This window comes from Bradyrhizobium sp. GW821-FHT13H06 (assembly GCF_058803975.1).
The window spans coordinates 263,922-279,340 of sequence record NZ_JBXAPN010000003.1 but is presented as its reverse complement, the minus strand read 5'-3'; the positions used below and the strand labels follow the sequence as shown (position 1 = coordinate 279,340).

General features: G+C 62.9%; 15 protein-coding genes. 8 read left to right on the top strand and 7 right to left on the bottom strand.

Annotated elements, in window-relative coordinates; translation table 11 throughout:
• The first annotated feature begins 42 nt into the window (after positions 1-42).
• The 8 genes from lptB to AC1RQP_RS13690 all read left to right on the top strand — a co-directional run bounded on the left by lptB (position 43) and on the right by AC1RQP_RS13690 (position 8,127).
• Positions 43-1,053: an LPS export ABC transporter ATP-binding protein gene (gene lptB / locus AC1RQP_RS13725; RefSeq protein ID WP_492937373.1), complete on the top strand. Its 1,011-nt coding sequence runs from the start codon at positions 43-45 to the stop codon at positions 1,051-1,053.
• Between the two features lie 90 nt (positions 1,054-1,143).
• Entirely contained in the window at positions 1,144-2,766 is a 1,623-nt protein-coding gene (rpoN, locus tag AC1RQP_RS13720) for an RNA polymerase factor sigma-54 (protein ID WP_239628503.1), read from the top strand.
• A 198-nt stretch (positions 2,767-2,964) separates the two neighbouring features.
• Positions 2,965-3,570, top strand: coding sequence for a ribosome hibernation-promoting factor, HPF/YfiA family (hpf, locus tag AC1RQP_RS13715; protein WP_492937372.1), 606 nt, complete (start codon positions 2,965-2,967; stop codon positions 3,568-3,570).
• A 219-nt stretch (positions 3,571-3,789) separates the two neighbouring features.
• Positions 3,790-4,251: a PTS IIA-like nitrogen regulatory protein PtsN gene (gene ptsN, locus AC1RQP_RS13710; protein WP_028179145.1), complete on the top strand. Its 462-nt coding sequence runs from the start codon at positions 3,790-3,792 to the stop codon at positions 4,249-4,251.
• Between the two features lie 226 nt (positions 4,252-4,477).
• Complete coding sequence (locus AC1RQP_RS13705) at positions 4,478-5,767, top strand: O-antigen ligase family protein (RefSeq protein ID WP_492937371.1); 1,290 nt, start codon at positions 4,478-4,480, stop codon at positions 5,765-5,767.
• A 13-nt stretch (positions 5,768-5,780) separates the two neighbouring features.
• Complete coding sequence (locus AC1RQP_RS13700) at positions 5,781-6,803, top strand: glycoside hydrolase family 5 protein (protein ID WP_492937370.1); 1,023 nt, start codon at positions 5,781-5,783, stop codon at positions 6,801-6,803.
• A gap of 357 nt (positions 6,804-7,160) precedes the next feature.
• Positions 7,161-7,553: an AAA family ATPase gene (locus tag AC1RQP_RS13695; protein WP_492937369.1), complete on the top strand. Its 393-nt coding sequence runs from the start codon at positions 7,161-7,163 to the stop codon at positions 7,551-7,553.
• A complete protein-coding gene (locus AC1RQP_RS13690; protein WP_492937368.1) occupies positions 7,489-8,127 on the top strand; it encodes a hypothetical protein in 639 nt (212 codons plus the stop codon). Before AC1RQP_RS13695 ends, AC1RQP_RS13690 begins: the two co-directional genes overlap by 65 nt.
• A 196-nt stretch (positions 8,128-8,323) precedes the next feature.
• On the opposite strand, the gene AC1RQP_RS13685 is transcribed toward AC1RQP_RS13690, so the two are convergent.
• From AC1RQP_RS13685 to AC1RQP_RS13655, 7 genes are all read right to left on the bottom strand, one after another.
• Complete coding sequence (locus AC1RQP_RS13685) at positions 8,324-8,596, bottom strand: BQ00720 family protein (RefSeq protein ID WP_018645064.1); 273 nt, start codon at positions 8,594-8,596, stop codon at positions 8,324-8,326.
• A 50-nt stretch (positions 8,597-8,646) separates the two neighbouring features.
• Entirely contained in the window at positions 8,647-9,072 is a 426-nt protein-coding gene (locus AC1RQP_RS13680) for an Hsp20 family protein (protein WP_035704151.1), read from the bottom strand.
• Between the two features lie 352 nt (positions 9,073-9,424).
• The gene (locus AC1RQP_RS13675; RefSeq protein ID WP_492937366.1) at positions 9,425-10,513 is read right to left on the bottom strand and encodes a sn-glycerol-3-phosphate import ATP-binding protein UgpC; all 1,089 of its coding nucleotides are present in this window, start codon (positions 10,511-10,513) and stop codon (positions 9,425-9,427) included.
• A 108-nt stretch (positions 10,514-10,621) separates the two neighbouring features.
• Positions 10,622-11,470 carry a sn-glycerol-3-phosphate ABC transporter permease UgpE gene (gene ugpE, locus AC1RQP_RS13670; RefSeq protein WP_239628487.1) on the bottom strand — a complete coding sequence of 283 codons (849 nt, stop codon included), beginning with the start codon at positions 11,468-11,470 and terminating at the stop codon, positions 10,622-10,624.
• Complete coding sequence (ugpA, locus tag AC1RQP_RS13665; protein ID WP_239628485.1) at positions 11,470-12,351, bottom strand: sn-glycerol-3-phosphate ABC transporter permease UgpA; 882 nt, start codon at positions 12,349-12,351, stop codon at positions 11,470-11,472. Before ugpA ends, ugpE begins: the two co-directional genes overlap by 1 nt.
• A gap of 50 nt (positions 12,352-12,401) precedes the next feature.
• Entirely contained in the window at positions 12,402-13,718 is a 1,317-nt protein-coding gene (ugpB, locus tag AC1RQP_RS13660; RefSeq protein ID WP_061879963.1) for a sn-glycerol-3-phosphate ABC transporter substrate-binding protein UgpB, read from the bottom strand.
• Positions 13,719-14,111: 393 nt separating this feature from the next.
• Positions 14,112-15,317 (bottom strand): CaiB/BaiF CoA transferase family protein, encoded by a 1,206-nt coding sequence (locus AC1RQP_RS13655; protein WP_492937365.1) that lies wholly within the window; start codon positions 15,315-15,317, stop codon positions 14,112-14,114.
• Between the last annotated feature and the right edge of the window lie 102 nt (positions 15,318-15,419).

Sequence of the window (15,419 nt, the reverse complement as noted above, 5' to 3'; positions counted from 1 at the left end):
GCGAATTCGCGCAGGATCGTCGCGAAAAGGCTAGAAGGCGGGATGGTCGATCTCTTCAGCATGTTCCGTCGGCGCCCCGCCAAGCGCGGCCGGCCAGGATTTGCGCGTCAGGACATCACCTCGCTCGGTGACAGCGTCGGCGGCCTCGTGACCAGTCCCATCAGGGACGCGCAGCCGGTCGCCCGCGACCAGCCGATGCGCGCGGCGGACCAGTTCCGGGATGACTACCAGGCCGGCTATCAAGTCGAGCCGCCGCGTCCGCAGGCCGTTCACCCGGTCAGGGCCGCCGCGAGTTCCAACGGCGCGGGCGGCCCTCAGCTGCTGAAGCGGCCCGGCTTCCTGGCTGTGCATAGCGTGGAAAAGAGTTTCGGCAGCCGCCAGGTGGTGCGCGGCGTCAGCATCTATGTGCGCCGGGGCGAAGCGGTCGGCCTGCTCGGGCCGAACGGCGCCGGCAAGACCACCGTGTTCTACATGATTACGGGCCTGATCAAGGCCGACCGCGGCGCGATCGAGCTCGACGGCCACGACGTCACCAAGCTCCCGATGTATCAGCGCGCGCGGCTCGGCATCGGCTATCTGCCGCAGGAGGCCTCGATCTTCCGCGGCCTCACCGTCGAGCAGAACATCCGCGCCGTGCTCGAAGTGGTCGAGCCCTCGCACAAGAAGCGCGAGCAGCAGCTCGATTCGCTGCTCGACGAATTCAACATCACGCGCCTGCGCAAATCGCCGTCGATCGCGCTGTCCGGCGGCGAGCGCCGCCGCGTCGAGATCGCGCGCGCGCTGGCGACGCGGCCGAACTACATGCTGCTCGACGAGCCCTTCGCCGGCATCGACCCGATCGCGGTCGGCGACATCCAGGACCTCGTCCGCCATCTCACCAATCGCGGCATCGGCGTGCTCATCACCGACCACAATGTCCGCGAGACGCTCGGCCTCACCGATCGCGCCTATATCGTCTATGCCGGGGAAATCTTGACCGAGGGAACTCCGGATGAGATCGTTGCCGATCCGGACGTGCGCCGCCTTTACCTTGGCGAGGAATTCCGCCTCTAGCCCGTTTTTGCGTTTCGTCAAGACGTGTACATCGGGCTCGGACTAGGATAAGCAAAAATCGGACCAATTTTTGGGAACGGTTCTTGCTTCATGGCGCTCACGCAGAGACTAGAGTTCCGGCAGTCGCAGTCGCTGGTCATGACGCCGCAGCTGATGCAGGCGATCAAGCTGCTGCAATTGTCCAATCTCGATCTCACGACGTTCGTGGAAGAGGAGCTCGAGCGCAATCCGCTGCTGGAACGGGCCAGTGACGAGGGCCCGGCGGGGGAGGCTCCGGCCGAGGCCGGGAGTTACGGCGATTCCGACGGTCAAGGCGATGGTCAGGGCGAGGACGGCTTCGGCGGCGGCGCCGAGGGTTTCGAGCCGGGCCAGGAAGAATGGATGAGCAAGGATCTCGGCACCCGCGCCGAGATCGAGCAGACCCTGGATACGGGCCTGGACAACGTCTTCTCCGAGGAGCCCGCCGAGGCCGCGGCGCGCAACGCCCAGGACGCCGCGCCGACCACCTATACCGAATGGGGCGGCGGTGCCTCTGGGACCGAAGACTACAATCTCGAAGCTTTTGTCGCGGCCGAGACAACGTTGTCGGACCATCTCGCCGAGCAGCTCGCGGTCGCCTTCGCCGCCCCCGCCCAGCGCATGATCGGCCAGTACCTGATCGACCTCGTCGACGAGGCCGGCTATCTGCCGGCCGATCTCGGCCAGGCCGCCGAGCGCCTCGGCGCATCGCAAGCCGACGTCGAAGGCGTCCTCGCCGTGCTGCAGAAATTCGATCCGCCCGGCGTCTGCGCGCGCAATTTGAGCGAGTGCCTGGCGATCCAGCTCCGCGAGCTCGACCGCTACGATCCGGCGATGCAGGCCCTGGTCGAGCATCTCGATCTGCTTGCCAAGCGCGACATCGTTGCCTTGCGCAAGATCTGCGGCGTCGACGACGAGGACATCGCCGACATGATCGGCGAGATCCGCCGCCTCAATCCCAAGCCCGGCATGAAGTTCGGCTCGGCGCGCCTGCAGACCATGGTGCCCGATGTCTATGTCCGTCCGGGTCCCGACGGCGGCTGGCATGTCGAGCTCAACAGCGACACCTTGCCGCGTGTGCTGGTCAACCAGACCTATTATTCCGAGCTGTCGAAGAAGGTCGGCAAGGACGGCGACAAGTCCTATTTCACCGACGCGCTTCAGAACGCGACCTGGCTCGTGCGCGCGCTCGACCAGCGCGCCCGTACCATCCTGAAAGTTGCAACCGAGATCGTGCGCCAGCAGGACGGCTTCTTCACACATGGCGTGGCGCACCTGCGGCCGCTCAATCTGAAGGCCGTCGCCGATGCCATCCAGATGCATGAATCCACGGTGTCGCGCGTCACCGCCAACAAGTACATGGCGACCAATCGCGGCACGTTCGAGCTGAAATATTTCTTCACGGCCTCGATCGCCTCGGCCGACGGCGGCGAGGCGCATTCGGCCGAAGCCGTGCGTCACCACATCAAGCAGCTGATCGATTCGGAGGAGCCCTCCGCGATCCTGTCGGATGACACCATCGTGGAACGCTTGCGCGCTTCGGGCATTGATATTGCCCGCCGCACGGTCGCGAAGTACCGCGAAGCCATGCGCATACCCTCCTCGGTGCAACGCCGCCGCGACAAGCAGAGCGCACTTGGTAACGTTCTCTCCACCGCATTGTCCGATCGCTCCCGCAACCCCGAGCCGGCCTGATTGCGCTGGCGCGAAATCGCGCTACTCTCGTCTTCCCTGCGAGACCGATCCAGGCATGCGCATGATCCGGAAAGATGTGCAGCGGTTCTCCTCGCGACATACGCGGAGCGCGTTTGCGCGAAGATCGTGCGCAGGGAGCGACTTCAGCTGCGATGATTCGTCATCGCAACTGGGGCTACAAACCAAGCGAGGCATCCCATGACTCTCCGGATTTCGGGAAAGAGCATCAGCGTCGGCGAGGCCCTGCGCGGCCGCGTCGCCGACCGCACCGACGAGGTGCTGCGCAAATATTTCGACGGCAACTATTCCGGCCACATCACGCTGAGCAAGGACGGTTTCGGTTTCCGCACCGATTGCGCCCTGCATCTCGATTCGGGAATCACGCTGGAGGCCGATTCGAACGCACCGGACGCCTATGCCAGCGCCGACCAGGCGCTGCTGATGATCGAGAAGCGGCTGCGGCGCTACAAGAACCGGCTCAAGGATCGCTCCGCGCGCAAGGCCCATGTCGCCTCCGAAGCGATGGCTGCGCTCGACGCCACGGCTTACGTGCTGGAAGCGCCCGGAGAGGGCGAAGAGGAAGTCACCGGCTACAGCCCGGTCATTATCGCGGAGCAAACCACGTCGCTGAAGCGGCTCTCGGTCAGCGAAGCGGTCATGGAACTCGACCTCAGCGGGGCGCCCTGCATGGTATTCCAGCATGGTTCGTCAGGTCGGGTGAACATCATTTACCGCCGGGCGGACGGCAATGTGGGCTGGATTGACCCGCCGGGGGCGAAAGTGGACGGCCAGTCGCACGGCTAGGCCCGGGATTCGGGCACCGTACCATTCCGGCCCTTAACAATGACGGTGGCAAAGCCACACGCGGGAGTTGGCACCGGGATTGCGTTGGAGTAGAAGCCCCCCACATCTCGACCGGGGCTAAGTGCGCCTCCTGCTTCATGTTATTGACGCCGGCTCAGCTTGGTCTATCAAGTTGGCCAAATCGGAACCTGACGGTTTAATTCACCTCGGAAACCCTCCATGCCGATTACCGATCTGGTCGCACCCGAGGCGATTCTCCCGGCATTGAAGGTCAACAGCAAGAAGCAGGCCTTGCAGGAGCTCGCAGCCAAGGCCGCCGAGCTGACCGGGCAGAACGAGCGCTCGGTGTTCGAGGTGCTGCTGCAGCGGGAGAAGCTCGGCACCACCGCAGTCGGCTACGGCGTCGCCATTCCGCACGGCAAGCTGCCCAAGCTGGAAAAGATCTTCGGCCTGTTCGCGCGCCTCGACCGCCCGATCGATTTCGAGGCGATGGACGGCCAGCCGGTCGATCTCGTCTTCCTGCTGCTCGCCCCCGAAGGCGCCGGCGCCGATCACCTCAAGGCGCTCGCCCGCATCGCCCGCCTGCTCCGCGATCAGGACATCGCCAAGAAGCTCCGCGCCTCGCGCGATGCCGAGGCGATCTATTCGGTGCTGGCACTGCCGCCGGCGACCGCGGCCTGAGCATGATCCGGAAAGGTGCGCAGCGGCTTTCCGAAAAGATCATGCCTGAACAACACCCTGAAGCGCGGTGACGTTTCATCCTCATCGCACCGCGCTTTAAGCATCGTCCGGGGCCCTCCGGGCCCCGGCATCGGATGAATCTCGAGCCCTGGGAACGCCGCCCGCGCGAGGGCGGTCGCGATGGGCATTAAGCAAAATATTAACCGTGCTTCTGGAAGGTCAGCTCATGGCCAGCCTGCATACCGTGGCGGATTCCGGGGCATACGACAGCGCGATCTGGAAAGCGCGCGGGGTCGGCGTGGAAACGCTTGCCAGAAACGTGATCCGCATTTCGATCACCGTCAACGTGATCGCGTCGATGGGCGTCTTCAATCCCGCGCTGCTTCGCGCAGAGTGGAGCTATGTGCAACAGGCCGTAGCGCTCTTGATGTGGATCATCCTGATCTACGCCAGTGCCTTCGTACGCCCGCGCGTGCGCGTGCAGTGCAATCCCGATCTCATCGCGCTGGTCGCATTCTATGCTCTTGCCGTCGTTTCCGTTCTCTGGACCAGCCTCGCCGGCGCGGCGTTCATGAAGAGCGCGGCACTCGCGGTGACGACCTTCGGGGCGTACTGCCTCATCACGCGGATCGACATCGACGAGATCGTCGGGTCGACGGCGCTGGGGCTCTTCATTCTGGTCGCGGCCTCGGCCTTGTGCGCGGTGTTCGTGCCCGAGATCGGCGTCGACCAGAGCTGGATGCACAATGGCCAGTGGCAGGGAATCTACGAATCGAAGCAGACGCTCGGCTTCATCAGCGCCTATCTGATGTTCTTTGCCTGCTATCGGAAGATGACGGGGCAGGGATGGATCGCCTTCCTCTCGATGTTCCTGTTGGCATCGACGTGCGTCATCGCCTCGGAATCGCGTGGCGCCGGTGCCGTTGCCGTTGCCGCGGGAGCGCTGCTCTTTACCTCGATGTGGTCGATCCGCTGCATGAGAGTCTACGCGGTGCTGCCGTTCATCATGTGCATCCTGGCCGCCCTGCTGATCCTGTATTTCTACGTGACGGGGTACGATTCCATCCATCTCGGCGAAACGACCATCAATTTGACCGAGCGGACCTTCATCTGGCAGTACGCCATCAGCCATTTCAACGATGCGCCGCTGCTGGGCTTCGGCATCAACGGATTCTGGACGCGCCCTGCGATTTACGACTATTTCAACCAGAATCATGGCTGGGTGCTCGACAATTATCACAGCGGTTACATCGCGGTGGCGATCGAAACGGGATTCCTGGGATATCTGCTGTTCGCCGCCAGCGTCTATCTGTTCTCGGAGAAGGTCCAGTATTTGATCTCCACCCGGTCGATCGATCGCGGCCATTGCGCTCTCATCATCGGATTCGTTGTCCTGAGTTTCCAATCGAATTTCACGGAGACGATGTTCCTCCGCTCGACGATGTTCACGTCGGTGCTTCTGGTCGCATTCTTCTTTGCGGTATGCAGGCCGGTGCCGCAGCAATCCCTGTCGTGATGAGGAGGAACGGATGAAGGCGATCTGCGCTCGCTGGCCGCTGGCGTTCGGTCTGGCTCTGGCGATCGCCGTGCTCGCAATCGGATCCCGGGCCGACGCAGCCGGCCAGGGCACCGCGCCGTCCCCCTCGAAATTGGGACGCGGCATCAACATCCTCGGTTACGACGGCATCTGGGAGGGAGGCCGGAACGCGCCATTTCGGCTGGATAACCTCACGGCGATCAGACGCGCCGGGTTCTCGCACGTTCGTATCAATTTCTTCGGCTTCAAGTTCATGAATCCCGGGAATCTGCTGGACGAAACCGTCTTGAGGCGGCTTGATGCCGTCATCGAGGAGGTGCTCGCCCGAAAGCTCATCCCCATCCTGGACGAGCACGATACCCATGTCTGCCAGCGCGACGTCTCCGAGTGCACCGAGAAGCTGAAAGCGTTCTGGACGCAGATTGCCGCGCGCTACGCCGGAAAATATCCGAAGCTCGTCTTCGAGGTCCTCAATGAGCCGGGCGGGCAGATGGCGTCCGCTGCCTGGAACGCCCTTCTGAACGAGTGTCTCGGCATCATCCGCGCCACCAACCCCCGGCGGACGGTCATCGCCGCAGTTCTCAACGTCGATGACATGCCTGTCGACGAACTGGTCCTGCCGTCGGACGACCGAAACCTCATCGTCACGTTTCACTATTACGCGCCGATCCGTTTCACCCATCAGGGCGCACCGTGGTCGCCGACGTTCTCGCGAATCGGTCCGCTTGATTGGGGCACTGCGGAGGACGAAGGCAAGGCTCGCGCCGATTTCGAGAAGATCCTGTCCTGGTCCGAAAGGGAGAAGCGCCCGATCTATCTCGGCGAGTTCGGCGTGTACGAGGCCGCTCCAGCCGAAGCACGGACGAGATATCTGTCGTTCGTGGCGCGGAGCGCGGAGCGGCTCGGCTGGGCATGGGCCTACTGGCAGTTCGACCACGATTTCGCGGCCTTCGACAGCGAGCGCCAAACCTGGAAGCCGGACATCATCCGGGCGCTGATTCCGGCGGTGCGTTGAAGCGGGAAGGTTATGCGACCTGAACTCCACCGCCCCGGCGTGGAGGATTTGACGACGGACTAGACTAAGGCAGGACTTGCAGAAACTGGTGCTCAGGAAAGGATTGCGAGGATTGACCCCTTACATATTGATTTTACATCATTATTTTTAGCTGATCCAGAGGTTGTTACACAGCCTTGTTTCTCAAGGCTCGTATCATCTTGGGATAACCAAGTTCTTCGGTGCGAGGCCCGGCAAAGTGTCTTAGTCTCGAATCATCTAATTGGACCAACCTTTCGTCGTCCGGCTTAGGCGCGGCGGTCGCTTGATTGGATCCGAGTATCGCTATTTCCGCAGTGCACACTAATCGGACTCCTAATGAGGTCTCCTCGGCGCAAGCCAATCACGGCAATCGAACCGGGCCTCCCGCTGATTCCGCTCAAACTTGCTAAGGGCGTGGCTTTCTCGAATCTGGTGGAAGTTGTTGTTCCTCAGCGCACACCAGACCAGCTTGTCCTCTCGCCCCACAACATTCGAACCTTCTTGGGCCTGATGGAGGAGTTCCGCGGTGCGGACCTTTTGCGCAGGCACGGGTTAACGGTGCGGTCGAAACTGCTTTTTTGCGGTCCGCCGGGATGCGGCAAAACTCTCACGGCGGAGGTTTTCGCTCATGAACTAGGATTTTCCCGACGCATCTGCAAATCTGGTGAGGGCACTGCTGGCGCTGAGCGCCGAACATCCCGATGCCGTCGACCAGCGTTTAGGAGATGACGACGCAATCTTCAATCTTCTTGGGTATGGTCGGCCAGACGTGGCTAAGGCGCTCGACTCTGAAGATAACCGAGTTGTGCTCGTCGCAGAAGACGTTCTCTCGGCGGACAAATTCGCAGTCTACGAGGTGCCCATACCGGACGTATTCCAGATGAAAGGCGCGCGACAAATCAAGGTGGCGCTGAGTTTCGATCCACCTGTGAAGCACACGCGATTGGACTACGCAGGTCTCAAGATGGGCTTCCATTTGATACGAGGCGCAAGCGCAAACGATGTGTTCGATGCGTTTCGCAAATGGGAGGCCGATGAGGGGCGAGTGTTCCGCATAAAAGACAGCCTCAAATGCGATCTGAAACCCGGTGCCCAGCGCAGAGAGCGCGGCACGCTTCAGTGCGCGACGTTTTCGATGACTACTAATTCTCAGCGTTACGGCGACAGCTATTTCCTTGCCGTCCGCTGTGAAAGCGGCTGGTCATCAGAAGATCAGAGATTTGCCCTAGCTATCGAGTTGCGGGCGCAGGCGGAAGTTGCTCTCTATCAACGAATCCAAGAGCGTGTTCGTGTGCGAGTTTAGTTTGATGCGCCGGACAGAGCTACAGTGGCGTGAACGCCGGCGAAGCGGATAGAGAGTAGGGGTGGAGCAACTCTCCTGACGAGGCGGGACCGTTAAGCCCCTTGCCCCGATGGCCTAATGTTTCCAAAGCAAAACGGGCACGCCTTCGTGCGAAGGCATGCCCGCTTGAAACTCTATTCGTGTGACGCGCGTGCGCTCAGTGCACGCTCACCGCTTGCAGCTCGTTGCTCCAGGCGTTGGCGACGGCGGCTTCGCGGCTGTCGGTCAGCATGATCGGCGTGCCGTCGGCGGCGTGGAGCGCGAAGAGCTTGAGGCCTGGCGCGATTTTCGGCGCCTCGGGAAACAGGTCCGGCACGTCCTCGGAACGGATCTGCTTCACATAGGCGATATGGCCTTCGCCCAGGGTTGCCAGCGTCTCCGGAGAGACGTTCTTGGCTTCGTATTCGAACGCAACGTGACCTTCACTCATGGTCTCGACTCCTCTGGAACACTAAGCGGTCGAGTCCGCTACTCGTTCCATTATTCGTGCTCATTGATAGCGATTGTCTTAACGATCCTCTCCGGTTCTGGCCGGGCCAGATCGATCGACAACAGCCCGTTCTTCAGATCCGCACCCAGCACCAGCATCCCCTCCGCCAGCACGAAGGTGCGCTGGAAGTGGCGCGCGGCGATGCCGCGATGGATGTATTGCCGGGTCTTGTCGTCCTGCTGCCGCCCGCGGATCACGAGCTGGTTTTCCTCAATGGTTACATCGAGTTGGTCGCGCGTGAATCCGGCAACCGCCAGCGTGATGCGCAAACGCTCGGGCTGGCCGTCCGATCCGCCGCACCTCTCGATATTGTAGGGAGGGTAGCCGTCGGCGCCTTTGACGACGCGGTCGAGCACGCGCTCGATCTCGTCGAAGCCCAGCAGAAAGGGACTGGAGAGCGTTGGAACACGAGACATAGTTTACAAAGTCCTCGCAGAAGCGACTTTGGTGTTTCAGGGCCCGTCAAGGCACCCCTTGATCAGCAATATGGGCATGTTCCCGTGTGGGTTCAAGGACGTAGCGGAGGGCTGTGGATGGGGCATGGCCGTGCGTCGAAGGCTCCAGACAGCGCGCGGGATGCTCCAATGATCGTCATGGCCGGGCCTGTCCCGGCCCTCCACGAACCTTCCTCGCAGCAGAACGTGGATGGTCTGGGGCAAGCCCGGGCATGACGAAACTGCCGCTGAATTTCCCCAATGAAAACAACCCCCCTTCTACTGTGCATGGGGTTGTTTTCGCAGTTTTGATCGATCGGCCTGCCGAAGCCGGTCAGACCTCGATCCGCGTGCGCCCGTCGCTGCTGAAAAGGTGCAGCTTTTGGCGCACGGCAGCGACGCGGATTTTCGCGCCGATGGCGGGCGCCTCGGTCCCGGGAATCCGGACGATGATCTCGCCGGGCGGCAGCTCGCCGGGCGTGGCGGCGACGCGCTGCTCTTCCTGCTCGCGGGAGCCGTAGACGAAGGTTTCGGCGCCGACGCGCTCGATCGCTTCCACGGTGAGCGGCAGGGCGACGCCGCCGTCCGGGGTCTGGTCGGTGATGACGAAGTCTTCCGGGCGGATGCCGAGGATGCCGGCGTCGGCCGCGGCGCTGCCGGCGAGCTGCGACCGGATCTCCTCGGGCCGCGTCGACATCAAATTCATCGGCGGGGCGCCGATGAAGGAGGCGACGAAGGTCGTCGCCGGCTTCTCGTAGATCGCGAGGGGATTGCCGACCTGCTCGACCTGGCCGCCGTTCATCACGACGAGAATGTCGGCGAGCGTCATCGCCTCGAGCTGGTCGTGGGTGACGTAGATCGACGTGGTGTTGAGCCGGCGCTGCAATTTGCGGATCTCGACCCGCATCGCGATGCGCAGCTTGGCGTCGAGATTGGAGAGCGGCTCGTCGAACAGGAACACCTTGGGCTGGCGCACGATGGCGCGGCCCATCGCGACGCGCTGGCGCTGGCCGCCCGAGAGCTGGCGCGGCTTGCGCTCCAGCATCGATGCGAGCTCGAGGATGCGCGCGGCTTCGTCGACGCGGGTCCGGATCTCCGCCTCCGCCATGCCGCGGTTGCGCAGGCCGTAGGCCATGTTGTTGTAGACGCTCATATGCGGATAGAGCGCGTAGTTCTGGAACACCATCGCGATGTCGCGGTCGGCGGGCTCGATTCCGTTGACGATCCGGCCGCCGATGTCGATCTCGCCGCCGGTGACCGTTTCGAGTCCCGCGACCATGCGCAGCAGCGTGGACTTGCCGCAGCCGGAGGGGCCGACCAGCACGCAGAACTGTCCGTCGCCGACATCGACGTCGACGCCCTTGATGGCTTCGAAGCCGCCGGGATAGGTCTTGCGGACGTTGCGCAGGGTGACGTTAGCCATGGGATTTTCCGGCGAATAGCGAATAGGGAGTGGCGAATGGGGACTGGTTGGTACGCAAGGCGGACGCAGCGACCCCATTCGCTGCTCGCCACTCACTATTCGCCATCTTCACTTTTCCGTCTCGACCAGTCCGCGCACGAACAGCTTCTGCATGACGACGACGACGAACACCGGCGGCAGCATGGCCAGCACGGCGGTCGCCATCACGATCGGCCATTCGGTCAGCGCGTCGGTGGTGGTGATCATCTTGCGGATGCCGATCTGGATGGTCTGCATGTCGTCGCGCGTGGTGATCAGCAGCGGCCAGAGATATTGATTCCAGCCGAGGATGAACAGGATCACGAACAGCGCCGCCATGTTGGTGCGCGACAGCGGCAGCAGCGTATCCCAGAAGAAGCGGAAGGGACCTGCGCCGTCGATGCGTGAGGCCTCCAGCAATTCGTCCGGCACCGTCATGAAGAACTGGCGGAACAGCAGCGTCGCGGTCGCCGAGGCGATCAGCGGCAGCGACAGGCCGGCATAGCTGTCGAGCATGTGCAGATCGGCGACGATCTTGTAGGTCGGATAGATGCGGACCTCGACCGGCAGCATCAGGGTGATGAAGATCAGCCAGAAGATCGGCATCCGGAACGGAAAGCGGAAATAGACGATCGCATAGGCCGAGATGATCGAGATCGCGATCTTGCCGACGGCGATCAGCAGCGCCATCACCAGCGAGTTCAGCATCATGTTGCCGACCGGCTCGCGGGTCGAGCCGCTCGTGCCGACGAAGATCGTCTGGTAGTAGGTTTCGAGGAAATGGCCGCCCGGCAGCAGCGACATCTGGCCGTTGGCGATCACCGCGTTGTCCTGGGTGGAGGCGATGAAGGCGAGATAGACCGGGAAGGCGACGATCGCGATCCCGATCCACAGGATGATGTGGGCGACGTAGCGCCGGAAGCCCTCTTCCTCGACCATCAGTAGGTCACCTTGCGTTCGACGAAGCGGAACTGGATGCCCGTCAGCACGATGACCATGATCATCAGGATCACCGACTGTGCCGCCGAGCTGCCGAGATTTCCGCCGAGCAGGCCGTCTGTATAGACCTTGTAGACCAGCGTCTCGGTCGACTTGCCGGGGCCGCCGCGGGTCATGGTGTCGATGATGCCGAACGTGTCGAAGAAGGCGTAGACGATGTTGACGACCAGGAGGAAGAAGATGGTCGGCGACAGCAGCGGGAAGGTCACGGTCCAGAACCGCCGCATCGGCCGCGCGCCGTCGATCGCGGCGGCCTCGAGCACGCTTCTGGGGATGCTCTGCAGGCCGGCGAGGAAGAACAGGAAATTGTAGGAGATCTGCTTCCAGGCGGCGGCGAGGATGATCAGCGCCGCGGCCTGGTCGCCGTCGAGCAGCGGATTCCAGTCGATGCCGAGGGCCCGCAGATAGCGCGAGAGCACGCCCAGCGAGGGATGCAGCATGAAGATCCAGAGCACGCCGACGACCGGCGGCGCCACCGCATAGGGCCAGATCAGCAGCGTGCGGTAGAGCATCGAGCCGCGCAGCGGCTTGTCCGCCATCACGGCGAGCAGCAGCGCGAACGACAGCGACGACACCGCGATCGCGAACGAGAAGAAGAAGGTGCGCAGGATCGCCTCGAAATAGGCGGGCTCCTTGAACAGGTCGATATAGTTCTCGAACCAGACGAAGCTGGTCGAGAGGCCGAAGGCGTCCTGGAGCAGGAAGGACTGGATCACCGCCTGCAAGGCCGGCCAATAGAAGAAAATCAGGACGATCGCGAGCTGCGGCGCAACCAGCGCGTAGGGCAACAGCTTGGATTGGAAAATGGCTTGCTTTTGCATGATGCCCGCAGCAGCGGCAGGCCGGCTTCACCGGCCTGCCGCTTGTCGCCTTACTTCACGGCGGTCTTTTCGAACTGCCGCAGCATGGTGTTGCCGCGCTCGACGGCCGCGTCCAGCGCCTGCTTGGCGGTCTTCTTGCCGGCCAGCGCTTGCTCGATCTCTTCCGCCCAGACGTCGCGGAGCTGCACCATGTTGCCGAGGCGCAGGCCGCGGGAGTTCTCGGTCGGCTCCTTGTTGGTCAGTTCGAGCAGCGGGGTCTCGAGATAGGGCTGGTCCTTGTAGAAGCCTTCGGCCTTGGCCTTCTCATAGGCCGCCTTGGTGATCGGCAGATAGCCCGACGATTTGTGGATGTAGACCTGGCGATCCGTATCGGAGAGGAAGGTCAGGAATTTCGCGACGCCCTTGTATTCGTCGGCCGACTTGCCGCCCATGATCCAGAGCGAGGCGCCGCCGATGATCGAGTTCTGCGGCGCGCCCTTCACGTCGGGATAATAGGGCATCGGCACCGCGGTGAAGGCGAACTTTGCCTGCGCCTTGACGTTGCCGAAAAATGCCGACGAGGTCAGGTAGAGCGGGCATTCGCCCGAGGTGAAGCGGCCTTCGCCGGTGTTGGTGCGGCCGGCATAGTCGTAGGTCTTGTCCTTCTGGAGCTCGACCAGATTTTCGAGATGCTTGACCTGGAGCGGTCCGTTGAAGGAGAGCACGGTGTCGAAGCCGTCGAGGCCGTTGGCCTTGGTCGCCAGCGGCACGTTGTGCCAGGCGGAGAGCTGCTCGAGATTGACCCAGGTGACCCAGGAGTTCGAGAAGCCGCAGGTCGCGTGGCCGGCCGCCTTCAGTTTCTTGGCGGCATCGAACACTTCGGGCCAGGTCTTCGGGATCTCGACATTCGCCTTCTTCAGCTCGTCGAGATTGACCCACATCACGGTCGACGACGAGTTGAAGGGGAAGGACAGCATCTCGCCCTTCGAGGTCGAATAGTAGCCGGTGATCGCGGGCAGATAGGCCTTCGGATCGAACTTCTCGCCGGTCTCTGCCATCAGCTTGTAGACCGGCTTCACGGCGCCGGTCGCGGCCATCATGGTGGCGGTGCCGACCTCGAACACCTGCATGATGTGCGGCGCGTTGCCGGCGCGGAACGCCGCGATGCCGGCGTTCATCGTATCGGCGTAGTTGCCCTTGTAGGTCGGAATCACCTTGTAGTCGCTCTGCGCGGCGTTGAAGTCGTTGGCGAGCTTGACGATGACGTCGTTGTTGGCGCCGGTCATCGCGTGCCACCACTGGATTTCGGTCACAGCCAGGGCCGGCGAAGCCGACAAGCCGACCGTGAGTGCAAATGCGGCAGCCGCACCAAAATGTCGAAGAGCCATCAAGAAACCTCCCTTGCCCGTCACTGAAGAAGCGCTTGCGCTAGCAGCGCCATATGACGTTCACATGACTGTGTAAGCGGCCGAAACGAAAGCGGCAAGCGCTTGAAAAGGAAAGCTGTCAAATAGGCGAAGCCGTGCGCGCACTCCTCCGCCCACGCTGCACATGCGCAGTCCGCGCCGCAGTGCGGCATCGTTGTGTGACGCTGACGGTCAGGCCGCGGGGCTCCAAACCTCTCCCGCTTTGCGGGAGAGGTCGGCGCGCAGTGCCGGGTGAGGGCTTTATCCTCTGGGTGATTGTCCCGTCGCGGAGACACCCTCTTCCCAGCCCTCCCCCGCAAGCGGGGGAGGGAGCGCACCTCCGGCGACGTTCGCGATCTTATTTGATCGCGCCACTCAGCGCTTGCGCTCGGGGCCGCAGACCGTGCCGTTCTCGACCATCGCGTCGATCTCGGCCTTGGAGTAGCCGAACTCGCCGAGCACCTCCGCCGCGTGCTGGCTGAATTTCGGCGGCAGGCGGCGCAGGCTCGGCTTTGAGCGATCGAGCCGGATCGGCGAGGCGACGCCCTTGTACCAGTCCTTCTCGATAATATCGCCGCGCGCGATCGTGTGCGGATTCGTCAACGCCTGGTCGATCTTCTGCACGGGGCCGGCGGGCAGGCCTGCGGCGAGCAGGCGATTGCACAGCGGCTCGGCCTCGTGCTGGCTGAACACGGCGGCAAGCTCGGCACGCAGCGCCTCGCGATTGGCGATACGGTCCTTGTTGCGGGCAAAGCGCGGGTCGGTGCCGAGCTCGGGCTTGCCGATCTCCTTGGCGAGCTTGCGGAAGGTGCCGTCATTGCCGACGCCGATGAAGATGTTGTCGGTCTTGGTCGGGAAGATCGCGTAGGGCACGAGGTTCGGGTGCTCGTTGCCGGTGAGGCTCGGCGGCTTGCCATGCATGAAATAGTTCGCGGTGTGCGGATGCATGATGGCAAGGCCGGTCTCGTACAGCGTCGTCTCCAGGAACTGGCCCTTGCCGGAGCGCTGCCGCTCCGAAAGCGCCATCAGGATGCCGATCGCCGCATAGAGTCCGGTGGTGATGTCGACCAGCGGCACGCCGATCCGCATCGGCCCGCTCTCGGGCGAGCCGGTCGCTGCGATCATGCCGGTCATGGCCTGGATGATGGCGTCATAGCCGGGGTTGCCGCCGCGCGGGCCGTCGGCGCCGAAGCCGCAGATCCGGCAATGCACGAGGCGCGGGAATTTTTCGCGCAAGCTCTCGTTGCCGATGCCCCATTTCTCCAGCGTGCCCGGCTTGAAATTCTCGATCAGGACGTCGGCCGTCTCCAGCATCTTGAGTAGCACCGCGCGGCCGCCCTCTGAGCCGAGGTCGAGGCCGATCGAGCGCTTGTTGCGGTTGATGCCGACGAAATAGGCCGCGTCCTCCTCGTGGAAGGGAGGGCCCCATTCGCGCACCTCGTCGCCCGCGGGCGGCTCGACCTTGATCACGTCGGCGCCATGGTCGGCGAGGATCTGGGTGCAGTAGGGACCGCCGAGCACGCGCGTGAGATCGACGACGCGCAGTCCGCTCATGGCACCTAGGGCGGCTTCAGAACTCATGCCTTCGCTTCTCCTGTGTCGAGGTTTGATCACAGGCCTAGCGAGGTTCGTGCACGCCAGCAATGCCCCTCCGGGTAAGGGGCGTATGCGCCGCTGCGCGCA